Genomic DNA, 23,694 nt, shown 5'->3' on the forward strand with positions numbered 1-23,694 from the left:
TATTGAGACATAAAAAAACCCGCCTGAGGGTGACGGGTTGAGAAGACGAGTGGAAATGCGCGGTCTGGTGTTACTGCTCGCGGCTCAGCGTTAATCCCACATCACCGCCAGGATGTACAGACAATAGCGTCTCTTTTGAGTAACCGCTTTCGCTCATCAGACAGGCGCAGGCGGCGTCAAAGATAGCCAGGACCAGTAAAATTGAGGTGGTAGCCAACATGTTCAACGGGTCGGCCTCACGCTGGACGCCGGTGGAAATCACCAGCCTTGACGCTTTAGCAATGGCTGAGTCGGCGTTTTCAGTCACGCTCAGGATGGGCACATTTCTCGCAGCCAGTCCGGGCAGCAGTCGGGTGAGTTCATCCGAATTTCCCCCGCGTGATAGCATAATGACCAGGTCGTCGGCGCGTAAAAAACCGAGATCGCCATGCGCCGCATCTGTCGCGTTGAGGTAAATCGCCGGACGTTCCACGCAGGCGAGCATGTGCGCGACTTTACGCGCCGCAATACCGGATGTACCGACGCCAGTGACGACGATTTTCCCCTGGCAACCGCGCAGCTCCGCCATTAGCGACTGCCAGACCGGTTCAGTCAGATGCTGTCCCAGACCTGCGAGGGCATCGCTATAGAGCTGAAATACGCCGGTGGCCTGAGACCAGGAGTCACTCATGCGTCCTCCTGCATCAGTTGGCGGTATTTCATATGATCCTGATACATCTCGTGGAATACCCGATATTTGCGATCGTAGTACTGCTTAATGCGATTGGTCTGCGGGGTGACCGTTTTACCTATCCGGCTCATCGCCGACATCGCTTCCGGGAACGTGTCAAACACGCCTGCGGCGATAGTCCCCATCATGGCGCCGCCCAGCAGCATGGCTTCGCTCTCTTCAGGCAGCAGCATGGCGCAACCGGTGGCGTTGGCATGCTCCTGAACGAAGATCGGGTTTTTCGTCCCGCCGCCGCTGGCCATAATCGTATCGATGGTGTAGCCGCTTTGGTTCATCGTTTCAATGATATGGCGCGTTCCCAGCGCAATGGCCTGGATGGTTGCGAGGTACTGGAGCGCCATATCTTCCGGCGTGCGGGACAGCTTCAGTCCGGTGATTGCTCCCGTGAGCGTGGGGTTAGCACGCGGCGAGCGGTTGCCGTGGAAATAGGGCAGGATGTGCATGTCACGGGTCAAAAAGGCGATATCTTCCGGCTCACCAGCCATTTTGCGCAGCAGCGCATTCAGCACTTCATAAATGGTTTGCCCCTGAGACTTAGCCTGCGTTAGCAGGGTTTCGTAACACGGGTGCGACTGAATAACGTGGTCGATTAACGCCCCGGTTGCTGACTGCCCGCCTTCATTGAGCCAGTATTCCGGCAGTACGGCTGAGTAGTAAGGGCCCCAGACGCCGCCGATAAAACGCGGCTCTTTGGAAATCGCCATGTGTCCGGTGGAGGTGCCACCAATTAACGCGACACGACGGTCAAAATCCGCCACCTCGCCGGAAACACCGCTTGCGCCGAGCGTACCGAGTGTGCCGGCGTGGGCATCGATTATCGAGACGCTGACCGCGGTCCCCGGAATCAGTCCCATTTCGCTGGCGGCGCGCGCGGACAGCCCGTGACCGAGCGGTTCGCCCATGGTTTTCACGTAGCGACCAATTTTGGCAGCATCATGTTCCAGCAGGTCTTCCAGACCAATCTGGCGGAAGTAGCTGGCATCCCATTTGTCTTCATGGCCCATATAGGTCCATTTACACACAGTCGAACACAATGAGCGTGTGTCATCGCCTGTTGCGCGCCAGGTCAGAAAATCAGGCAGATCAAAGTAGTAACCTGCATTGGCCCAGGTATTGGGCATATGCTGCTTCAGCCACAGCAGCTTTGGCGTTTGCATTTCCGGGGAGATAATGCCGCCAACGTAGTCCAGCACCCGATGATGCAGGGCGTTAATGCGTTCAGCCTGGGTAATGGCGCGGTGATCCATCCACACAATGATGTTCTGTTCGCTGCGCCCGGACGGGCTGATGGTCAGCGGTTTACCTTCTTTATCCAGCACCACCAGTGAGCAGGTAGCGTCAAAGCCCAGACCTTTCACCTGGATTGGGTTGATATCTGACTGGTTAATCGCATCGCGAACCGCGTTACACACCGCCTGCCAGATGTTATCGGAAGACTGCTCAACAAAATCGGCCTGCGGGCGGTAAATCTCGATAGCCCGACTGGCCTGGCCGACCATTCTGCCGTTGAGATCAAACACGCCGGCACGGGCGCTTCCGGTTCCGACATCCACACCAATAAAGTAACTTGCCATAATTTTTTCTCCTGAAATCAGGCTTTACGATTCTGTAATGCGATAAAGAGGATCAGCACCGCGCCCCACAGCGCCATCGTCAGATAGCTGCTGACCCCCAGCAAGTTAAGGCCGCTTTCCAGCATTTGCAGCACAATCAGCGCCAGTACCAGGCCGATAATGCGCCCGAAACCGCCATCCGGGTTGATGCCGCCGAGGACGGAGGCAAGGATGGTGACCAGCAGGTATGACTCACCGTATCCGGCTTTTGCCGAGTTGAATTTCGCCATCATCAGAATGGCGGCGACCCAGCCGAGCAGGGCAGAAATCACGTACACGGAAATTTGTACCCGGACGGTATTTACGCCGCTGTAGCGGGTAGCCTGTTCATTGGAACCCACGAGATACAGACTGCGCCCAAGCGTGGTGTGCTCCAGCAGTACCCACAGCAGGATTGCCACCAGGAAAAAGAGCAGCAGCGCTACCGGAATACCGGCAATCGTGGCGTTACCAAGATATTGAATGGCGGTCGGGAAACCGGAAATCACTGTCCCATTGGAAAGCAGAATATTCAGCCCGGAGATAAGCGTCATCGTGCCGAGCGTGGCGAGAATCGGCGAAACCCCGACCCAGGCGATCAGCGCGCCGTTGAGCGTACCGATTGCGACCGCCACGGCAGCGCCTGCCAGCAGCGCCAGCACCAGAAACAGCGGGTTATCCGGATGGGTGACGATAATCGCCGCCATTACCAGCGAGCAGGCATTCGCTCCTGCAATTATCGACAGGTTTATGCCGCCGGTCAGCATGGTCATGCCCATCCCGAGGGCCAGCATGCCAAGGATCGGCAGTTGCGAGCCAATCGACTGGAAGTTAGCGACGCTGAAAAAACGGCTGCCGAGCAGGGCCGAGAAGACCAGGGCGACGACCACAATAATGACGCATTGCAGACGAATGATGGCATCACCGGGTAAAAATCTGGCGATTGTTTTCATCTCAAAGCTCCCTTGCCAGTTTGCGTTTTTCGTTCCAGGCCGTGGCGCTAATGCTGACCAGGATAATGGCGCCGCTGAACACGGTGTGCCAGTAAGAGGAGACGCTGAGCAGCGTCAGGCCATTTTGTAAGAAGGCCAGCAGGACCACGCCGAGCAGGGTTCCGGTTAATGTTCCGCGTCCGCCGCTCATGCTGGTTCCGCCGAGCACGACCGCCGCCAGCACCGTCAACTCAAAGCCGAGCAGCGAATTGGGCGCAACTGACTGGGTGATTTGCGCCTGAACCACGGCGGCAACGCCTGCCAGAATACCCATGTAGCCATACACGTAGAAATGCAGCTTCAGCAGATTCAGCCCCAGGCGCGAAGCCGCATCACGATTACCGCCCATGGCGTAAACCTGACGGCCAAGACGGGTATAGTTCATCAGCACGGCGGTAAAGATGATCACAGCCGCCAGGCACAGCAGAGGCAGTGTCAAGCCGTAGTCGTAGCCATCCGCCGCGGTGAACGAGAACCAATTGATGCCGTTCATAAACCAGTCTGGAAAGCCGTACAGCCAGGTGCCTTTGGTGGCGTACACCAGCAGACCGTAGTAAACGTTCAAAGTGGCGATGGTAATGATGATGGCCGGAACGCGCAGCCAGTAGACCAGGAAGCCATTAATAAGTCCCAGCAGCAGACCCACCGCAATCGCGATGATTAACGCCAGCGCGAAGTTGCCGCCGTGGCCGATAACCCAACTGGCCATCGCATACTGGGCTATCGCGGTCATCGCCGGAAATGAGATGTCGATCCCGCCGGAAATCAGTACCACAAACAGCCCGCAGGCAAGGATGCCGAGAATCGCATAGCTGGTAGCCACATCCGTCAGGTTCCCCAAAGACAAGAACTCATCGGTGCTGATGCTCAGCCCAACGGCAAGGGCCACAACCAGCAGGCCCAGCCAAAACTCATGTTGCCCGATTAAACGGGAGAGATGCATCTTATTCATTGATTACCTCGACCACTTCAGCAATCTCCTCTTCACGGCACTGATGAGGATTAAATTCCGCCACCAGCCTGCCGCGACGCATCACCAGCACGCGGTGGCTGTTGTAATACGCTTCAGGGATTTCATCGCAAATCATCAGCACCGCCATACCCTGTTCCGCCAGATCGCGGGCTATCTGGTAAATACCCTCTTTGTTGGCGATATCTACGCCCACGGTAGGGGAGTCGAGGATCAGGATGCGGGGATTAGTCGCCACCCATTTGGCAATGGCGATACGCTGGGCATTACCGCCGGAAAGGGTTTTAACCGGCAGGTGTGGATCGGACACTTTGATATTCAGCTCGCGGATCAAGTCGGCGACCAGCTTTTGCGCTTTACGGTGATCGAGCAGGCCGCTGCCGGTATGCAGTTGATCAAACACCGTGACGATGGTGTTGTCGTAGATCGACTGCTCCATGATCAGCCCCTGCGTCAGGCGATCTTCTGAGACGTAGCCGATCCCATGTTTAATGGCATCATGGTTATTGCGAAGAGTGACCGGCTGGCCGTTAATGCGAATCTCACCGCTTTCTGGGTGCGTCATGCCAAACAGGCTCAGACAAAGTTCGGTGCGTCCGGCGCCCAGCAGGCCCACAATGGAGACAATCTCGCCGCCGTGCAGCGACAGATTAATGTTTTGGTATTTGCCTCTGCGGCTGAGGTTGCGCAGCTCCAGCAGGGGCTCTTGCTCAATAGCGGGTCTTTCCGGCAGCGGGCTATAGTGGAAGCGTTGTCCGGTCATCAGGAAAGCCAGCTCGTGGCTGTCGAGTTCGCTGGCAGGATAAGTGCCCACCAGTTTGCCGTCGCGCATCACGCTGATGCGGTCAGCCACTTCCATCACTTCATCCAGACGGTGGCTGACAAACACTACACAAATTCCGGCAGCTTTTAGTTCGTTAACGACCCGTAGCAGGCCATTAACCTCCTGACGGGTTAGTGAGGCGGTGGGCTCGTCCATAATCACCAGACGCGCGTCGGCGGCAATCGCCCGGCAAATGGCGACCAGTTGTCGGTCGGCAATCGAGAGTTTTTCAACCTTTTTATCGGGATCGATGTTCACACCGATGCGTTTCATGGCTGCCAGCGCCTGCTGCTTCATGGCGCCACGACGTACCCAGATATCGCCACCGGGCAGATAGCGGTTGACCGCGATATTCTCCGCGACGCTAAAGTTAGGGAACAACGACAGGTCCTGATAAATAACCTGAATGCCATAATGGGAAGAGAGCTGCGGCGTCAGGTGATGGAACAATTTGCCATCGAGTAAAATCTGCGCGCCTTTTTCCGGATGATAAACTCCGGAGATCACTTTAATAATGGTACTTTTACCACAGCCGTTTTGACCCGCCAGACAGTGAACTTCGCCTTTTCTCAGCGTCAGATTCACGTTATCCAGCGCCAGCACGCCCGGGAATTGTTTGCTGATATTCTCAAGAGTGATAAATGCGGTGGTGTCTGCCATGGACAATACCCCTGCGAGCGCCCGGATGGACGCTGAGTGTTAGTTTGGTTGATAGCGCCGGCCAGACGGCCGGCGTTAAGGTTCCCTGGTGTTGGCTAAAGCCTTAGAAACCAAGTGATTGTGCGTTGTCTTTGGTGACTTCGAGGATCTTGTTAAAGCGGATCACTTTCTTCTCCGTGTCGATATCGGCTTTCCCTAAACCATCGATACTCAGGTCGGCGTTAACTTCTTTGCCCTGCAACAGCTGATCGGCAACCGTTACCAGCGCGTAGCCCGCGTCTTTTGGATCCCACAGCAGCGCTTTTTTGATATCACCGCGCATCAGGTAAGGTGCAGCCTGTGCTGGCATTGCGATCCCGACGACGGCGATTTTATCTTTGGCGCGTTTTTTCTGCACAGCCTGACCCGCCCCGATTGGACCCAGCGAGCCGAAACCGATAATGCCTTTCATCTGCGGATAGGTTTTCATCAGGTCCAGCGTCGTGGCGTAGGATTTATCGATGCTTTCCGCGACCGGCAGACGTGAAGTGACCTCAAACATTTCCGGATATTTTTCTTTCTGGTACTTAATTGCATAATCCGCCCACGCGTTATGCAGCGGCACCGTCAGTGAACCGACATAGATGGCGTAACCCCCTTTGCCGCCCATGTTTTTTGCTAACTCATCGACGTTGGCCTGTGCGTATTTTTCACTATCGATGGTTTCGATATCCCATTGGCCAATTTGCTCATCCGGGGATTCGTGCGTCAGAACGACAATGCCTTTATCGCGCGCTTTTTTCAGTACTGGCTCAAGGACCTTGGCGTCATTCGGTACCACGATGATGGCATTGACGTTTTTGGCGATCAGATCCTCAATCACTTTGACCTGCTGTGCCGGATCCGGCGTGGAAGGCCCGGTCTGGTAAGCATTCACATCCAGTTTTTTTGCTGCTTCATTAACACCGGTTTCCATCCGGTTAAACCACGGAATCCCGGTGACTTTGGCAACCACAGCAATTTCATATTTTTCCGCCGCAAAGGACGTGCCGGACAACATGCATGCAGAAACCAGGGTTGCACTGAGTAATGCGAGTTTGAATTTCATAGTTGTACCTTTCGTAGGGGGCAGGACATGTCACGGCGTGAAGTTAACAACGAATGGAAGAGGGAATGAATCACAAGTTTGGTGAATGTGATCTATGCCCATTATTGTAATTTTATGGAAAATAAATGGTTAAATATTAGTTAAATTTGCACGGGAGTACACTCATGGATTTAAATTCAGTGTTAACAAAACATTAAAATGAAACCATAAATTAACAAATTGTTATCATTTTACTTAAGTTGTGGCGACGAAAAGGTATTTGGGAGGATGTTGCTGAAGAAGAAATTGTTGAAATTGAGAACTGAATCGATACCGGAAAAGGGGGCTCAACATTTTTTCGTTCAATGGTATCCTCAGCACACTTTCGCCAAACACGGCATCATTATTTGTGGCGGTGTAGATTTTTCTCGTGGAGAACTCATGCAAGGCGTTAAACGTATCATTATGACGTTGTTTCTCGCGATCCTGTCCTTTGGCGCAGGTGCGCATCCCCACAGCTTTATCCATTTGAAAACCGAGATAGTGAGCGAGAATGACCAGTTCGTCGCGCTAAAAATGCGCTGGACGATGGATGAAATCACCTCGGCAGATCTGCTTTACGATGCGGGAAATGCCAAGCCTGGTGATGAGATCTGGAAAAAACTGGCGGCAGAAGTGATGGCCAACGTCCTCGGGCAGCACTATTTCACCGAAGTGTGGCACGACGGGAAAAAGGTAAAGTTTAAAAACAGGCCGACGGAATATGGCATGGAGCGTGAAGAACATCAGGCAGTGCTGACGTTCGTGTTGCCGCTGGCAGAAGCTCAGCCGCTGAGCGGTCAAAAATATACCATTTCAACCTTCGACCCCACCTACTACGTTGATATGAGCTATGACAAAGACAGCGATGCCTGGCTGGCGCAGGCCATAAGTCAGCAATGCCGTATTTCAGTACATACGCCGACGCCGAATGAACAAATGCTGAGCTTTGCGCAGTCGCTGGATAAAGAAGACGCACCGCCGGAGGATATGGAATTGGGTAAACAGTTTGCACAGACGGTGACGCTGCAATGTCCGTAGTTTATCAACAACGCGCCGCCAGACGCCGCTGGCTCACGCTATGGCCGCTGGCGGTGTTTTTACTGCTGGCTGCAGTCGGCATACTGTGGCTATGGCAGGCCTGGCCGCAGGTGATGATGAAGAGTGTCGTCTGGCAGCGCGACGTTAACCAGCAGATGAGCGGTTTGCTGAAAGCCGTTGCCGCCAATCCGGCCCAGGCCGGGGGATCGCTGCTGTTGTTTAGTTTTCTTTATGGTGTGCTGCATGCGTTGGGACCAGGACATGGAAAAGTCGTCATTACCACCTGGCTGGCAACGCATCCCTCGAAGCTGAGATCGAGTATTGGCCTGACGCTGGCCTCATCTTTATTACAGGGACTGGTCGCCATTGGGCTGGTGGTTGTGGTGCTCACCATTTTGCAGTTGCCTGCACGACAGCTACATATGAGTAGTTTCTGGCTGGAGAAAGGGAGTTATGCGCTGGTTGGCGTGTTGGGCGTTTTATTGTGCGTCCGTGCGCTGAAGAAATTGCGCCAGTTACTGCGTCGCCCGAAATTTATCGCCTTCACGCCGCACCATGTGCATCACGAGGGATGTGGCTGTGGGCATCAGCATTTGCCTGATCCTGAACAGCTGCAAAGCGGTGATGACTGGCGCGCCCGGCTGATGATCGTTTTGTCTATGGGAATGCGGCCATGCTCCGGGGCAATTATGGTTTTACTGTTTAGCAAAGTGGTTGGCGTTTTTAGCTGGGGCATGGCGTCGGCGCTGGCGATGGCGGCCGGAACCTCTTTGACGATTACGTCACTGGCTTTGCTGGTACACAGTTTCCGCTCGCTGGCGGTGAGACTTAGCGGACATAAAGCGCCGGTGCTGTGGCGACAGATTGGCTGGACGACGCTGGCATTAGCCGGTGGTGCGGTGCTGATTGCTGCTGCGGTAGTGATGTGGGTGAGCGCGGTGCCGGTGGGGCGAGGGATTAGACCGTTTTAATCAAAGCCGGATGGCGGCTTCGCCTTATCCGGCCTGTATCAACACGTAAGCCCGGTAAGCATGACACCACCGGGCTGTACTGAATTAACGCTTCAGCGCGTCGCTCAGTTCGTCACGCATGTTAGCCAGCATGGCTTTCACTACGCGCGGATTACCTGCAACGATGTTGCCAGTCGCCATGTAGTTATGACCGCCGGTGAAGTCGCAAACCAGTGCGCCTGCTTCACGAGCAATCAGCTCACCTGCGGCGAAATCCCATGGTTTCAGACCGATTTCGAAGTAACCGTCAACACGTGCAGCGGCAACGTAAGCCAGATCCAGCGCAGCAGAACCTGTGCGGCGGAAGTCAGCGCACTCGGTAAACATCTTGCCAAGAATTTTCATGTAAGACGCGGCGTGCTGTTTCGCTTTGAACGGGAAACCGGTGGCGATGATTGTGCCGTCCAGATCGCGTGCAGTGCTGCCACGCAGACGGTAGCCGTTCAGCTGTGCGCCCTGGCCGCGGGTTGCGGTGAACAGTTCGTTACGCATTGGATCGTAAACAACGGCGACTTCAGTACGGCCTTTAATGCGTACTGCGATGGAAACCGCGAAGTGCGGCAGACGTTTTACGAAGTTGGTGGTGCCATCCAGTGGATCGATAACCCATTGAACATCCTGATCTTCACCAACATGCTCACCGCTTTCTTCGGTGATGATGGTGTGCTGTGGGTAAGATTTGCGAATTGTTTCGATAATAATCGCTTCGGCGGCTTTATCGACGTTAGTCACGAAATCATTGCTGCCTTTCTGGCTGGTTTCTACAGAGTCTGGCGTTTCGTAGTGTTTGGCAATTACATTACCCGCCTTGCGCGCTGCGCGCACGGCGATGGTCAGCATCGGATGCATCGGTCTCTCTCACTGGATGTTAAAGAACGGGAAAACGGCGCAGAGTATAGCAGCGAGTTCGGAATATGTCTTCGTTTTATGATAATATGCCCGAATAATCTTTAGCCGAAGAAATACAATGCTGCAAAATATTCGAATTGTGCTGGTGGAAACCTCTCACACTGGCAACATGGGCTCTGTGGCCCGCGCAATGAAAACCATGGGTTTAACTAATCTGTGGCTGGTAAATCCACTGGTTAAACCGGACTCCCAGGCCATCGCCCTGGCGGCTGGTGCCAGCGATGTGATCGGCAGCGCGCAGATCGTCGATACTCTCGATGAAGCGCTGGCGGGTTGCAGCCTGGTGGTGGGTACCAGCGCGCGCTCCCGTACGCTGCCGTGGCCGATGCTGGATCCGCGTGAATGCGGTTTAAAAAGCGTCTCTGAAGCAACGAACTCGCCGGTGGCGCTGGTGTTTGGACGTGAACGCGTTGGCCTGACCAACGAAGAGCTGCAGAAGTGTCATTATCACGTCGCCATTGCCGCGAACCCGGAATACAGCTCGCTCAACCTGGCGATGGCGGTGCAGGTCATCTCTTATGAAGTTCGCATGGCCTGGCTGGCAACGCAGGAAAGCGACAAGACCGCAGAATACGAAGAAGCTGAGTATCCGCTGGTCGATGATTTAGAGCGTTTTTACGGTCATCTGGAACAAACGCTGCTGTCGACCGGGTTTATCCGCGAAGGACATCCGGGGCAGGTAATGAACAAGCTGCGCCGTCTGTTCACTCGTGCGCGTCCTGAGAGCCAGGAGCTGAACATTTTGCGCGGAATTTTAGCTTCTATAGAGCAGCAGAATAAAGGCAAGTAAGCGTCTTGATGCCGGATAGCTGCACGATTTCCAGGCCGGATTAGCGAAGCGCCATCCGGTAAATGAAAATGGCACTGAAGGTTAAATACCTGACTAAATTAGTCAAGTAAATAGTTGACTGATTTAGTCGGGAATGTCAGACTTGCCCCTGCTATGCAATACCCCCATTTTACAATAAAAAACCCCGGGCAGGGGCGAGTTTGAGGCTAAGTAAGACATGAGACTGACATCAAAAGGGCGTTATGCCGTGACCGCAATGTTGGACGTTGCGCTCAACTCCGAAACGGGCCCGGTACCGTTGGCTGATATTTCTGAACGTCAGGGAATTTCCCTGTCATATCTGGAGCAGCTGTTTTCCCGTTTGCGTAAAAACGGTCTGGTTTCCAGCGTACGTGGACCAGGCGGCGGGTATCTGCTGGGTAAAGATGCCGGCAGCATCGCAGTAGGTGAAGTGATTAGCGCTGTTGACGAGTCTGTAGACGCGACCCGTTGCCAGGGCAAAGGCGGTTGTCAGGGCGGCGATAAATGCCTGACCCACGCGCTGTGGCGCGATCTGAGCGATCGTCTGACCGGTTTCCTCAACAACATTACGTTGGGCGAACTGGTGAATAATCAGGAAGTCCTGGATGTGTCTGGTCGCCAGCACACACATGACGCTCCACGCAGCACTCGCACGCAAGACGCTATCGACGTCAAACTGCGTGCCTAATAAAAATTACGCAATATCTTCTGGTTGCATCAAGGCAGCCAGAAAGATGAAGCGTAAAAAGTATTTCAGAATCAGGCCGGGGTGCCAGACGCCCCGTTAACTCGGTCGTACATCCAGCCGGTTGCCTGGTTCCTTGCATTGAAGCGATGTACGGAGTTTATAGAGCAATGAAATTACCGATCTATCTCGACTACTCCGCAACCACGCCGGTGGACCCGCGTGTTGCCGAGAAAATGATGCAGTGTCTGACCCTGGACGGAAACTTTGGTAACCCAGCTTCCCGTTCACACCGTTTCGGCTGGCAAGCTGAAGAGGCGGTAGATATCGCCCGCAATCAGATCGCTGATCTGGTCGGTGCCGATCCGCGTGAAATCGTCTTTACTTCCGGTGCGACGGAATCCGATAACCTGGCGATTAAAGGTGCAGCCAACTTTTACCAGAAAAAAGGCAAGCACATCATCACCAGCAAAACCGAACACAAAGCCGTGCTGGACACCTGCCGTCAGCTGGAGCGCGAAGGGTTTGAAGTGACCTACCTCGCCCCACAGCGTAACGGCATTATCGACCTGAAAGAACTTGAAGCGGCAATGCGTGACGACACCATTCTGGTCTCCATCATGCACGTTAACAACGAAATCGGCGTGGTACAGGATATCGCAACCATCGGCGAAATGTGCCGTGCTCGCGGCATTATCTATCACGTTGATGCAACCCAGAGCGTGGGCAAACTGCCTATCGATCTGAGCCAACTGAAAGTTGACCTGATGTCCTTCTCCGGCCACAAAATCTATGGTCCGAAAGGTATCGGCGCGCTGTACGTTCGTCGTAAACCGCGTATTCGTATTGAAGCGCAGATGCATGGCGGCGGTCACGAGCGTGGTATGCGTTCCGGTACGCTTCCTGTGCACCAGATAGTCGGGATGGGTGAAGCTTACCGTATCGCCAAAGAAGAGATGGAAACCGAGATGGCGCGCCTGCGCAGTCTGCGTAACCGTCTGTGGAACGGCGTGAAAGATATGGAAGAGGTGTACCTCAATGGTGACCTCGAGCAGGGCGCACCGAACATTCTCAACGTCAGCTTCAACTTTGTTGAAGGCGAGTCGCTGATTATGGCGCTGAAAGACCTGGCTGTGTCCTCCGGTTCTGCATGTACCTCTGCAAGCCTGGAGCCATCCTACGTGCTGCGCGCGCTGGGGATGACCGACGAGCTGGCACATAGCTCAATTCGTTTCTCTTTAGGTCGTTTCACTACCGAAGAAGAGATTGACTACGCCATCAATCTGGTTCGCAACTCCATTGGCCGCCTGCGCGACCTTTCCCCGCTGTGGGAAATGTTCAAACAGGGCGTGGATTTGAACAGTATTGAATGGTCACATCACTAATCGGTACCGATAAGGAGAATTCATCATGGCTTACAGCGAAAAAGTAATCGATCATTACGAGAATCCACGTAACGTGGGCTCTTTTGACAACAGCGACGAGAACGTGGGCAGCGGCATGGTGGGTGCACCGGCCTGTGGCGACGTGATGAAGTTGCAGATCAAAGTCAACAATGAGGGTATCATTGAAGACGCGCGTTTCAAGACTTACGGCTGCGGTTCCGCTATTGCCTCCAGCTCTCTGGTTACCGAATGGGTAAAAGGGAAATCTCTGGACGAAGCACAGGCGATCAAAAATACCGATATCGCCGACGAGCTTGAACTGCCACCGGTGAAAATTCACTGCTCTATTCTGGCTGAAGACGCGATTAAAGCCGCGATTGCGGATTACAAAAGCAAACGTGAAGCAAAATAATTAAGAGTTGAGGTTTTATTATGTCGATTACCTTAAGCGACAGTGCAGCAGCGCGTGTAAATACCTTCCTGGCAAACCGCGGTAAAGGGTTTGGTCTGCGTCTGGGCGTGAGAACCTCCGGCTGCTCAGGTATGGCTTATGTACTGGAATTTGTTGACGAGCCGGCGGCTGAAGATACCGTGTTTGAAGACAAAGGCGTAAAAGTCGTGATCGACGGTAAGAGCCTGCAATTCCTCGACGGTACGCAGTTAGACTTCGTCAAAGAAGGTTTGAACGAAGGGTTTAAGTTCACTAACCCGAACGTGAAAGACGAATGTGGATGCGGCGAAAGCTTCCACGTGTAACGCGCTTACTGATAACCCCACCGTGGTCGCCTGCGCGTGGGGTTTGTTTTACCTGACTCTCTGGTTTTGCCTCATCGAACAACAGAGAATCGATGCCCTGAGAATGTTATGGACTACTTCACCCTCTTTGGCTTACCGGCCCGTTATCAGCTCGATACTCAGGCGCTGAGCCTACGTTTTCAGGATCTGCAACGTCAGTATCATCCTGATAAATTCGCCAGCGGTTCTCAGGCGGAACAACTTGCTGCGGTTTCGCAGTCCGCCACTATCAACCAGGCCTGGCAAACGCTGCGTCATCCTTTGATGCGCGCCGAATACTTGTTGTCTTTACACGGCTTTGATATCCGCAGCGAGCAGCACACGGTGCGCGATACCGCGTTCCTGATGGAGCAACTTGAGCTGCGCGAAGAGCTGGACGAGATTGAACAGGCAAAAGACAATCAACGGCTGGATGCGTTTATGCAACGCGTCAGCGAAATGTACAACGTTCGGCATCAACTGATGGTGGAACAGCTGGATAGCGAGACGTGGGACGCAGCGGCAGATACCGTGCGTAAGCTGCGTTTTCTCGATAAACTGCGAAGCAGTGCAGAACAACTCGAAGAAAAACTGCTCGATTTTTAATTTCCGGAAGCGAAAATGGCCTTATTACAAATTAGTGAGCCTGGTCTGAGCGCCGCGCCGCACCAGCGTCGTCTGGCGGTCGGTATCGATTTAGGCACCACCAACTCCCTGGTTGCGACCGTACGCAGCGGCCAGGCCGAAACGTTGGCAGATCATGAAGGTCGCCACCTGTTGCCGTCAGTGGTTCACTATCAGCAACAGGGCTACTCGGTCGGTTACGATGCCCGCGCCAATGCAGCGCAGGATACGGCAAACACCGTCAGCTCGGTAAAACGCATGATGGGCCGCTCTCTGGCGGATATCCAGGCGCGTTACCCGCATCTGCCTTATTCATTCCAGGCGAGCGAAAACGGCCTGCCGATGATTGAAACCGCTGCCGGTTTGCTTAATCCGGTGCGCGTATCCGCTGACATTCTGAAAGCGCTGGCCGCGCGGGCAACCGAATCGTTGTCCGGCGAACTGGATGGCGTAGTGATCACCGTTCCGGCTTACTTTGACGATGCACAGCGTCAGGGGACGAAAGACGCCGCGCGTCTGGCGGGCCTGCACGTATTGCGTCTGCTGAACGAACCGACCGCTGCGGCGATCGCTTATGGCCTGGATTCCGGTCAGGAAGGCGTGATCGCGGTCTATGACCTTGGCGGCGGTACTTTTGATATTTCTATTCTGCGCCTGAGTCGCGGCGTGTTTGAAGTGCTGGCGACCGGCGGTGATTCCGCGCTCGGCGGCGACGATTTTGACCATCTGCTGGCCGATTACATTCGCGAGCAGGCGGGCGTTGCCGATCGCAGCGATAACCGCGTACAGCGCGAACTGCTGGATGCCGCGATTGCAGCGAAAATCGCACTCAGCGACGCCGATTCTGTGACGGTTAACGTGGCGGGATGGCAGGGTGAAATCACCCGTGAAACCTTTAATGAACTCATTTCCGCACTGGTTAAACGTACGCTGCTGGCCTGCCGCCGTGCGCTGAAAGATGCGGGCGTTGAGCCGCAGGATGTGCTGGAAGTGGTAATGGTCGGTGGTTCAACGCGCGTGCCGCTGGTACGTGAACGCGTCGGTGAATTCTTTGGCCGTACGCCGCTGACCTCTATCGACCCGGACAAAGTGGTCGCTATCGGTGCGGCAATCCAGGCGGATATTCTGGTCGGGAATAAACCGGACAGCGAAATGCTGCTGCTGGACGTTATCCCGCTGTCTCTGGGACTGGAAACCATGGGCGGTCTGGTGGAGAAAGTGATCCCGCGTAACACCACTATCCCGGTGGCGCGTGCGCAGGACTTCACCACGTTTAAAGATGGCCAAACCGCGATGTCCATTCACGTGATGCAAGGCGAGCGTGAGTTGGTGCAGGACTGTCGTTCACTGGCGCGTTTTGCGCTGCGCGGTATCCCGGCGTTGCCGGCAGGCGGCGCGCATATCCGCGTGACCTTCCAGGTCGATGCTGATGGGCTACTGAGCGTCACCGCTATGGAGAAATCCACCGGCGTTGAGTCCTCGATTCAGGTCAAACCGTCCTACGGTCTGACCGACAGTGAAATCGCCTCCATGATTCAGGATTCGATGAGTTTTGCCGAGCAGGACGTTAAAGCTCGTATGCTGGCAGAACAGAAAGTCGAAGCGGCACGCGTACTGGAGAGTTTATCCGGTGCGCTGAACGCTGATGCCGCGCTGTTAAGCGCCGCAGAACGTCAGGCTATCGACACCGCTGCTACGCATTTGAGCGAGGTAGCACAGGGTGACGATGTTGACGCGATAGAACAAGCCATTAAAAACGTAGACAAACAAACCCAGGAATTCGCCGCTCGCCGTATGGACAAATCCGTCCGTAGCGCGCTGAAAGGCCATTCCGTGGACGAGGTTTAATATGCCAAAGATTGTTATTTTGCCTCATCAGGATCTCTGTCCCGATGGCGCAGTTCTGGAAGCTGAGACCGGCGAAACCATTCTCGACGTTGCCCTGCGTAACGGTATCGAGATTGAACACGCCTGTGAAAAATCCTGTGCCTGCACGACCTGCCACTGCATTGTACGTGAAGGTTTTGATTCTTTGCCGGAAAGCACAGAAGAAGAAGACGACATGCTGGATAAAGCCTGGGGACTGGAGCCGGAGAGCCGTTTGAGCTGTCAGGCACGGGTAACCGAGGACGATTTAGTGGTCGAAATCCCACGTTACACAATCAATCATGCACGTGAGCATTAACAGAGGGTAGTATGGGACTGAAGTGGACCGATAGCCGCGAAATCGGCGAGGCGCTGTACGACGCGTTCCCCGATCTCGATCCCAAGACCGTTCGTTTCACCGATCTGCACCAATGGATCTGTGACCTGGAAGAGTTCGATGATGATCCACAGGCATCGAACGAAAAAATCCTTGAGGCCATTTTACTGGTCTGGCTGGACGAAGCCGAATAAGTCAACGGGCTGCCCACGGGTGGCCCGTTTTCCTGTATGCGCGAAATAAGGATAAATAAAATGACAGAAGCCATGAAAATTACGCTTTCCACGCAACCCGCTGACGCTCGCTGGGGTGAAAAGGCGACATACAGCATTAATAATGACGGTATTACCCTGCACCTGAACGGAAAAGATGATCTCAGCCTTATCCAGCGCGCCGCGCGTAAAATTGACGGCCTGGGTATTAAACATGTCCAACTGGATGGTGAAGGCTGGGATACCGAACGTAGCTGGGCGTTCTGGCAGGGTTACAAAGGACCAAAAGGCACCCGCAAAGTTGAGTGGGCCGCTCTGGACGAGGCGCAGCGCAAAGAGCTGGATAACCGTCTGAAGATTATTGACTGGGTGCGCGATACCATTAACGCACCTGCAGAAGAGCTGGGCCCGGAACAGCTGGCGCAACGCGCGGTAGACCTGCTGTGCGGCGTGGCCTGCGACAACGTCTCGTACCGTATCACCAAAGGTGAAGATCTGCGCGAGCAGAACTACATGGGGCTGCATACCGTGGGTCGAGGCTCTGAACGTCCGCCGGTGCTGCTGGCGCTGGATTACAACCCGACTGGCGACAAAGAAGCTCCAGTTTATGCCTGCCTGGTTGGCAAGGGAATTACCTTTGACTCCGGCGGATACAGCATCAAGCAAAGCGCATTTATGGACTCAATGAAGTCCGATATGGGCGGTGCGGCAACGGTCACCGGCGCGCTGGCGTTTGCCATCACCCGTGGCCTGAACAAGCGTGTGAAGCTGTATCTGTGCTGCGCGGATAACCTGATCAGCGGCAACGCCTTTAAGCTTGGCGATATCATTCACTATCGCAACGGTAAAAAAGTTGAAGTGATGAATACTGATGCTGAAGGGCGTCTGGTACTGGCCGATGGCTTAATCGACGCCAGCGCGCAAAAACCTGAATTGATCATTGATGCTGCCACGCTGACCGGCGCGGCGAAAACCGCACTGGGCAACGATTACCACGCGCTGTTTAGCTTTGATGACCAACTGGCCGCGCGTTTGTTGGCAAGTGCGGCGCAAGAAAACGAGCCGTTCTGGCGTTTGCCGTTGGCAGAGTTCCACCGTAGCCAACTGCCGTCAAATTTTGCTGAGCTGAATAATACCGGCAGTGCGGCCTACCCAGCGGGTGCAAGCACCGCAGCGGGCTTCCTGTCCCATTTCGTGGAAAATTACCAGCAAGGCTGGCTGCACATCGATTGCTCTGCAACCTATCGCAAAGCGCCGGTTGAGCAGTGGTCTGCGGGCGCAACCGGTCTGGGTGTGCGCACCATCGCGAATCTGCTGACCGCATAATTCATGACTGTATTGCCGGATGGCGCTACGCTTATCCGGCTTACATGTATTCATCCAATTTGTGATACTTATGTCCGAAACAAAAAATGAATTAGAAACGTTGCTGGAGCAAGCAGCGACAGAGCCTGCGCATCGTCCGGCATTTTTCCGTACTTTACTGGAATCCACCGTCTGGGTGCCGGGTACTGCCGCAGAAGGCGAGGCGGTAGTAGAAGACAGTGCCCTCGACCTTCAACACTGGGAAAAAGAAGACGGCACGACCGTGATCCCGTTCTTCACCTCCCTGGAAGCCCTGCAACAGGCGGTTGAAGATGAGCAAGCATTTGTCGTTATGCCGGTGCGTACGCTATTTGAAATGACGCTTGGCGAAACGCTCTTTCTCAACGCTAAACTGCCGACCGGCAAAGAGTTTATGCCGCGTGAAATCAGCCTGCTGATGGGGGAAGAGGGTAATCCGCTAAGCACCCAGGAAGTACTGGAAGGTGGTGAATCGCTGATCCTTTCTGAAGTCGCTGAACCTCCGGCGCAGATGATTGACTCACTGACCACGCTGTTTAAAACCATTAAGCCGGTAAAACGCGCATTTCTCTGCTCAATCAAAGAAAGTGCGGAAGCCCAGCCGAATCTGCTGATTGGTATTGAAGCTGAAGGTGATATTGAAGAGATCATCCATGCTGCGGGTAGCGTCGCGACCGATACGTTGCCGGGTGATGAACCCATTGATATCTGCCAGGTGAAGAAAGGTGAGAAGGGCGTGAGTCACTTTATCACTGAGCACATCGCACCGTTCTACGAACGCCGCTGGGGCGGTTTCCTGCGCGACTTCAAACAGAACCGGATTATCTGAGGCATTCGGGGTGAGCGCTCACCCCGTTGCTTCCAGCAGCAACAAATCCATGAGTAGCACCAGATTCGATTCAAAAGAGGTCACTCCGGCGGCCTCAGCGGCAAAGTGTACCGCTTCGTCATATAGCGCAAAGTGCAAATCCGCCATGCCCGCCAGCGAATTGGCCGACGCACGGGTAAAGGCCACAATCGTCATGCCAACGTTTTGCGCAATCCTGACTTTATCAATAACCTGTTCCGTTTCGCCGCTGCGTGACACCGCGACGAATACCTGATAGCGGGCGGCATTACTGAGAAAGATGTTCCGGCTGTCACCTGGCCCGGAAATAAAAGCGGTCTTACCGAGAACCTGCAATTTTTTGGTCAGATACTCCGCAAACAGATAGGAAAATCCGGCGCCATACAGAAAGAAACTCTCCTTTTGCCGTAATAAATCAACAAAATGGCGACGTTTTTCCTGGGTATTCCATTGAAAAGTAAGCTGATAGTTGGCGATGAAACGGCTAAGCATCGCCGGTAACTCGCCGCTCTCCGCGGCCTGCGCTGCGATGTGCGGCGTATCGGAGAGCAGCTGTTTGCAGTGCCATATAAACTCGCTGAAACCGCTGAAGCCCAGTTTCTGACACAACCGCATAATGGTGGCCGTGGAAACAAAAGTCGCCTGGGCCAGCTCACGTACCGTGATGTTACCTACCAGCAGCGGATGCTGTGTCAGGTGCGCCAGCACACGGTACTCTGCGCGGGTAAGCGGTTCTCCGCGCGTCAGCAGAGAGGCAAGCCGGTTGTCCATGATCAGGCCGGTTTCACTTGCCGGGCAGGAAGGGAGAAATATGGGATAGTCATTGGGCCTCCGTTTTCATCAATTCGCGGAATTGTCGGTGTTTTCATCCACACCGACAAGTCTTCCGCACCAGACTTTAGCGCAATTCCCCCTCCTGCCAGGCTTTTTTCAGCGCTGGCCAGTAGTCCCGGTTAGCCTCGATCATCTCATCAAGGAGGGTTTTGGCATGTACCATGGTTGGCACCGTCCGGTTCAGCGTGAAAGCCTGTAGTGCCTTCTCGTAGCTGCCTTCAATGGCGGCCTCAACCAGCAGTTGCTCTGAGGCCAGCTGTTGCATCAGCAGCGTCTGGTGAAACAACGGTACTGCCCCCATGCGAACCGGTTCAGCTCCCTGTGAAGTGATGTACGCAGGTACTTCGACCATCGCGTCATAGGGCAGATTGGCAATCGCGCCTCTGTTTTCAACAATCACCAGGTGACGCTGGCGTAAATCAAAAGCCAGGCTACAGGCGACATCAACGATAAACGCGCCGTGAACTCCGACGTGAAACGCATCGGGCAAAATCCCCGTGCTCTGGTATTCCTGAGCTGCGGCGAATAATTTCTTCTCACGCCCCTCCATCACTTCGTTGGCCCGGGTGTGGTCTGGATCCTGATGGGCCACGATCTGTTCCGACATCAGGTAATACTGTAAATACGGATTCGGCAGATATTCCGGGAAGTTGTCCATGATCGGCTTGATGTTACGCCATGTTTTGACCCATGAAGGATCGGCATGCTGCGGATCCGTTTGTGCGGCATCTTCTGTCAGCAGGCCGAATTTAGCGATATGCCGCCGTAACGCCGGGAGCTGGTCTTCGCCATCAACCCGCACGCGGGTAAACCAGCCAAAGTGGTTAAGGCCGAAGTAGTCCACCTCCAGCTTATGACGGTCAACGCCCAGAATCGCACCCATGTTACGCATTGCAGCGACCGGCATATCACAAATATTGAGAACCCGCGCGTTCGGGCGTAAGCGACGTACCCCCTCTGCCACAATCGCCGCCGGATTGGCGTAATTGACAATCCACGCCGCTTTATCGGCAAAACGTTCGACCAGATCGATTATTTCCACCATCGGCAGAATGGTGCGTAGCCCGTAGGCTAAACCACCGGGGCCGCAGGTCTCCTGGCCGACGACGCCGTGTTTTAACGGGATTTTTTCGTCCAGCTCGCGCATTTTGTACTGGCCTACGCGCATCTGCGAGAAAATAAAATGCGCCCCGCGAAAGGCCGTTTGCGCATCGCGGGTTACGGTAAATTTAATTGACTGGCTGTGATCGCGGATCACTTTTTCAACCACCGGTGCAATGGTGCTTTGACGTGCTTCGTCAATGTCATACAGACGAATTTCAGCCAGCGGAAAATCGGCAAGACGCACCATCAGACTTTTGACAATCCCGGGCGTATAAGTGCTTCCACCGCCAGCAATGGATAAAATAAAAGGGGGGGTAAACATGATTGGCTCCTTCAGAGAAACGCCTCTACGGCTTCTCGCATTTTCTTAACATGCAGTCCGTAGACCACCTGAACGTTATTACCTTGTTTAATGACGCCTTTCGCGCCGGTCGCTTTGAGCTGCGGCTCGTTGATGATGGCGATATCTTTCACGGTGACGCGCAGACGGGTGTAACAGTTATCAACCACTTCAATATTGGCGCGACCGCCCAGCCCGGCAATAATGGCTTCGCCTGAATCATCGCGGCCTTTTGCCTGATAATCTTTTTTGCTGTACAAACGTGTCTCCCGCGCGTCCTCCTCACGACCTGGCGTTTTCATATCGAAATAGCGGATAAGAAAGCGAAAGATGACGAAGTAGAGAACGAACATCATCATCCCGACCGCGATGTACATCGGCCAGTTAGCCTTTTCGACGCCCAGCGGCAGGTTGTAGAGAATGAAGTCAATGACGCCGTTGGCGCCGATGGCGTGAACATCCAGCAGAGAAAACAGCATCATGCCGATGCCGGTCAGCACCGCGTGTACCACAAACAGCAGCGGAGCGACAAACAGGAAGGAAAACTCAATGGGCTCGGTGACGCCGACCAGTAATGAGGTCAGCGCGGCGGGGAGCAGAATGGCCTTCGCGGCAGCCCTGCGCTGTGGCGTGGCCGTCATATACATAGCCAGCGCGGCGGCAGGCAGGCCAAACATTTTACTGATGCCGCGAGCGTCCCACACCACCGTATTGCTGAGCTGTGCCACTGTCGGACAGGCCATCTCGGCGAAATAGATGTTGCGCGCCCCCTGATACACATTACCGCAAACCTCGGCAGTGCCGCCCAGTTCGGTATACAGAAACGGCGTGTAAACCAGGTGGTGTAGTCCGGTCGGCACCAGAATGCGTTCAAGAAAACCGTAAATAGCGACGCCGTAAGGTCCGGCGTCTTTAATGGTCAACGCCATGGTACTGATGCCATGCTGAGCGAAAGGCCACAGTTCGCTCATCGCTACGCCGAGAAGCATTGAGGTGGGCAGAATAATGATGGCGACGAAACAGTGGCCTGAGTAAATCGCCATCGCACCGCTGAACTGCACGCCGGAATAGCGGTTATAGAGATAACCTGCCACGACGCCCAGCAAAATCCCGGCAAAAACGCCCATCTCCAGCACCTGCACGCCAAGCACCATACTCTGACCCGCACCGCGCATCTGATCCGTCGCAACCAGATCGCCGCGTAGCTGAAGCGTGACGTTCATCGCGTTGATAAAAACAATAAAAGCGACAAGACCTGTCAAGGCCGCATAACCTTTATCACGGGTGGCAAGGCCAATGGGAATACCGACGGCGAAAACCAGCGCCAGGTTTGCCAGTACAGATACGGCGGATTTCGCAATTAACTGACCACTGTTTTGTAAAATGGGATGAGCGAGAAAAGGCAAATATTGCGCAAGATTGCCATTGCTAAGGACGTTACCGAAGGCAATGAATAAGCCCACGATCGGGAGAATGAGCACCGGACCATAGAGCGATTTGCCAAAATTTTGTAGGGCATTGACAGCTCTTTTCATCATGTTCTCTCTTATATGAACCGCACATCAGAGTGCGAAAACAGGACAAAGTTAGCAGCGTCAAAGGGGGGAATTCTAGCTATCTGTTTGTTTTAAAAACAAATGACGCATAACGTTACATGTAACGTTATGCGTTGTGAGCGGGGTAACAGCAGGGGGAGGGTTAAGCAGAGGGATTATGGGCGGCCGGTTCTACCGGTAAATCGTTACGCGCCCCCCATTCGCTCCATGCACCGTCATACAATGCGACGTTAGAAACGCCCAGTGTGGCAAGCGCCAGCACAACCACCGCCGCCGTGACGCCTGAGCCGCAGCTGGCGATAATGGGGCGGTCAAAGCTTACGCCGTGGCTGAAGAAAATAGCATCCAGTTCGTCGGTAGTTTTCAGTTCACCGTCACGAACCAGTTCTGTCCACGGTACGTTAAGCGCACCAGGCACATGGCCACGCTTGAGGCCCGGACGCGGCTCGTCAACTTCGGCATTAAAACGCGCAGCCGGTCGGGCATCGACGATCTGCGCCGTTTTTTCATGACTGGCCAGCAGTACGTCGGTAACGCGCACAACCGCTTCAGGCGTAAATGCCACGTTAAATTCACCTTCCGGTAAATCCTCATTTCCTTCTTGGAGCATTAGCTCATCGCGCTGCCAGCCAGCCAGACCGCCCGCCAGAATGGAGACATTCTCGACACCAAATGTCCGCAGCATCCACCATGCGCGTGGCGCGGAAAACAGGTTGCCATCATCGTAGACAACCAGGTGTTTATCCTGATGAACGCCCAATTCGCGCATCGCTACGGCAAAGGCTTCCGGTCGCGGCATCATATGCGGTAGCGGTGACGTATGGTCGGAAAGCGCTTCAATATCAAAAAAGACTGCGCCAGGAATATGGCCCGCGCGATACTCCTCGCCAACATCGCGATCTTCCTGTCCTGGAGGTGCCATCCGGGCATCAAGAATTTGTATTTCCGGGTCGTCAATGTGTTCGGCAAGCCAGTCGGCAGCGACAAAAAAGGCGGTGGTCATAGGCATCTCCATTTTTACCAGGTTTTGGCAAATTGTCGGATGTTTAGTGCAATGCGACAAGTAAAAGAGGCTGATTTGTCAGGCGAATCCACATTAATCACGAAAAATAGGACAACCTGGAACAGTTACTGGCTTCCACA

At 54.2% G+C, this 23,694-nt stretch carries 24 protein-coding genes; 13 read left to right on the forward strand and 11 right to left on the reverse strand.

Features of this window, described 5'->3' with window-relative positions:
- Positions 1-70 precede the first annotated feature (70 nt).
- From HV334_RS06575 to HV334_RS06600, 6 genes are all read right to left on the reverse strand, one after another.
- A complete protein-coding gene (locus HV334_RS06575) occupies positions 71-670 on the reverse strand; it encodes an SIS domain-containing protein (RefSeq protein WP_047358248.1) in 600 nt (199 codons plus the stop codon).
- Positions 667-2,304 carry an FGGY-family carbohydrate kinase gene (locus HV334_RS06580; protein ID WP_003847100.1) on the reverse strand — a complete coding sequence of 546 codons (1,638 nt, stop codon included), beginning with the start codon at positions 2,302-2,304 and terminating at the stop codon, positions 667-669. Before HV334_RS06580 ends, HV334_RS06575 begins: the two co-directional genes overlap by 4 nt.
- Before the next feature lie 17 nt (positions 2,305-2,321).
- Positions 2,322-3,275 (reverse strand): ABC transporter permease, encoded by a 954-nt coding sequence (locus HV334_RS06585; protein ID WP_003037658.1) that lies wholly within the window; start codon positions 3,273-3,275, stop codon positions 2,322-2,324.
- A gap of 1 nt (position 3,276) precedes the next feature.
- Positions 3,277-4,266: an ABC transporter permease gene (locus tag HV334_RS06590; RefSeq protein WP_008785467.1), complete on the reverse strand. Its 990-nt coding sequence runs from the start codon at positions 4,264-4,266 to the stop codon at positions 3,277-3,279.
- Positions 4,259-5,767 (reverse strand): sugar ABC transporter ATP-binding protein, encoded by a 1,509-nt coding sequence (locus HV334_RS06595; protein WP_016154014.1) that lies wholly within the window; start codon positions 5,765-5,767, stop codon positions 4,259-4,261. The genes HV334_RS06590 and HV334_RS06595 overlap by 8 nt, the downstream gene beginning before the upstream one ends.
- 103 nt (positions 5,768-5,870) lie before the next feature.
- The gene (locus HV334_RS06600; protein ID WP_003037665.1) at positions 5,871-6,854 is read right to left on the reverse strand and encodes an autoinducer 2 ABC transporter substrate-binding protein; all 984 of its coding nucleotides are present in this window, start codon (positions 6,852-6,854) and stop codon (positions 5,871-5,873) included.
- 420 nt (positions 6,855-7,274) lie between these two features.
- Between HV334_RS06600 and HV334_RS06605 the strand changes: the two genes are divergently transcribed.
- Positions 7,275-7,913: a DUF1007 family protein gene (locus HV334_RS06605; RefSeq protein WP_019077386.1), complete on the forward strand. Its 639-nt coding sequence runs from the start codon at positions 7,275-7,277 to the stop codon at positions 7,911-7,913.
- The gene (locus HV334_RS06610; RefSeq protein WP_049041547.1) at positions 7,904-8,884 is read left to right on the forward strand and encodes a nickel/cobalt transporter; all 981 of its coding nucleotides are present in this window, start codon (positions 7,904-7,906) and stop codon (positions 8,882-8,884) included. Before HV334_RS06605 ends, HV334_RS06610 begins: the two co-directional genes overlap by 10 nt.
- A gap of 84 nt (positions 8,885-8,968) precedes the next feature.
- Here HV334_RS06610 and suhB read toward each other — a convergent pair whose 3' ends face one another.
- Complete coding sequence (suhB, locus tag HV334_RS06615; RefSeq protein ID WP_046275219.1) at positions 8,969-9,772, reverse strand: inositol-1-monophosphatase; 804 nt, start codon at positions 9,770-9,772, stop codon at positions 8,969-8,971.
- A gap of 118 nt (positions 9,773-9,890) precedes the next feature.
- Here suhB and trmJ point away from each other — a divergent pair, with 118 nt between their 5' ends.
- The 11 genes from trmJ to sseB all read left to right on the forward strand — a co-directional run bounded on the left by trmJ (position 9,891) and on the right by sseB (position 18,699).
- Positions 9,891-10,622: a tRNA (cytosine(32)/uridine(32)-2'-O)-methyltransferase TrmJ gene (gene trmJ, locus HV334_RS06620; RefSeq protein WP_016157139.1), complete on the forward strand. Its 732-nt coding sequence runs from the start codon at positions 9,891-9,893 to the stop codon at positions 10,620-10,622.
- A 217-nt stretch (positions 10,623-10,839) separates the two neighbouring features.
- Complete coding sequence (gene iscR, locus HV334_RS06625) at positions 10,840-11,331, forward strand: Fe-S cluster assembly transcriptional regulator IscR (protein WP_005120405.1); 492 nt, start codon at positions 10,840-10,842, stop codon at positions 11,329-11,331.
- Between the two features lie 167 nt (positions 11,332-11,498).
- Entirely contained in the window at positions 11,499-12,713 is a 1,215-nt protein-coding gene (gene iscS / locus HV334_RS06630; RefSeq protein WP_003835233.1) for a cysteine desulfurase, read from the forward strand.
- 25 nt (positions 12,714-12,738) lie between these two features.
- Positions 12,739-13,125: a Fe-S cluster assembly scaffold IscU gene (gene iscU, locus HV334_RS06635; protein WP_002913991.1), complete on the forward strand. Its 387-nt coding sequence runs from the start codon at positions 12,739-12,741 to the stop codon at positions 13,123-13,125.
- 20 nt (positions 13,126-13,145) lie between these two features.
- Complete coding sequence (gene iscA / locus HV334_RS06640) at positions 13,146-13,469, forward strand: iron-sulfur cluster assembly protein IscA (protein WP_003835203.1); 324 nt, start codon at positions 13,146-13,148, stop codon at positions 13,467-13,469.
- A 108-nt stretch (positions 13,470-13,577) separates the two neighbouring features.
- Entirely contained in the window at positions 13,578-14,093 is a 516-nt protein-coding gene (gene hscB / locus HV334_RS06645; protein WP_016154008.1) for a co-chaperone HscB, read from the forward strand.
- A gap of 15 nt (positions 14,094-14,108) precedes the next feature.
- Positions 14,109-15,959: a Fe-S protein assembly chaperone HscA gene (hscA, locus tag HV334_RS06650; RefSeq protein ID WP_181221314.1), complete on the forward strand. Its 1,851-nt coding sequence runs from the start codon at positions 14,109-14,111 to the stop codon at positions 15,957-15,959.
- A 1-nt stretch (position 15,960) separates the two neighbouring features.
- Positions 15,961-16,296, forward strand: coding sequence for an ISC system 2Fe-2S type ferredoxin (gene fdx / locus HV334_RS06655; RefSeq protein WP_003037690.1), 336 nt, complete (start codon positions 15,961-15,963; stop codon positions 16,294-16,296).
- A gap of 11 nt (positions 16,297-16,307) precedes the next feature.
- Positions 16,308-16,508 carry a Fe-S cluster assembly protein IscX gene (iscX, locus tag HV334_RS06660; RefSeq protein WP_003037694.1) on the forward strand — a complete coding sequence of 67 codons (201 nt, stop codon included), beginning with the start codon at positions 16,308-16,310 and terminating at the stop codon, positions 16,506-16,508.
- A gap of 60 nt (positions 16,509-16,568) precedes the next feature.
- Positions 16,569-17,852 (forward strand): aminopeptidase PepB, encoded by a 1,284-nt coding sequence (gene pepB / locus HV334_RS06665; RefSeq protein WP_016157137.1) that lies wholly within the window; start codon positions 16,569-16,571, stop codon positions 17,850-17,852.
- Between the two features lie 70 nt (positions 17,853-17,922).
- A complete protein-coding gene (sseB, locus tag HV334_RS06670) occupies positions 17,923-18,699 on the forward strand; it encodes an enhanced serine sensitivity protein SseB (protein ID WP_016157136.1) in 777 nt (258 codons plus the stop codon).
- A gap of 18 nt (positions 18,700-18,717) precedes the next feature.
- Here sseB and HV334_RS06675 read toward each other — a convergent pair whose 3' ends face one another.
- The 4 genes from HV334_RS06675 to sseA form a co-directional block, all read right to left on the reverse strand.
- Positions 18,718-19,488, reverse strand: a complete 771-nt coding sequence (locus HV334_RS06675) for a MurR/RpiR family transcriptional regulator (RefSeq protein WP_016157135.1) — start codon at positions 19,486-19,488, stop codon at positions 18,718-18,720.
- A gap of 127 nt (positions 19,489-19,615) precedes the next feature.
- Positions 19,616-20,977, reverse strand: coding sequence for a 6-phospho-alpha-glucosidase (locus HV334_RS06680; protein WP_181221315.1), 1,362 nt, complete (start codon positions 20,975-20,977; stop codon positions 19,616-19,618).
- Positions 20,978-20,988: 11 nt separating this feature from the next.
- A complete protein-coding gene (locus HV334_RS06685; protein WP_016157133.1) occupies positions 20,989-22,530 on the reverse strand; it encodes a PTS transporter subunit EIIC in 1,542 nt (513 codons plus the stop codon).
- A gap of 163 nt (positions 22,531-22,693) precedes the next feature.
- Positions 22,694-23,554, reverse strand: a complete 861-nt coding sequence (sseA, locus tag HV334_RS06690) for a 3-mercaptopyruvate sulfurtransferase (protein WP_181221316.1) — start codon at positions 23,552-23,554, stop codon at positions 22,694-22,696.
- Between the last annotated feature and the right edge of the window lie 140 nt (positions 23,555-23,694).

Source organism: Citrobacter sp. RHBSTW-00944, assembly GCF_013615435.1.
GTDB lineage: Bacteria > Pseudomonadota > Gammaproteobacteria > Enterobacterales > Enterobacteriaceae > Citrobacter > Citrobacter braakii.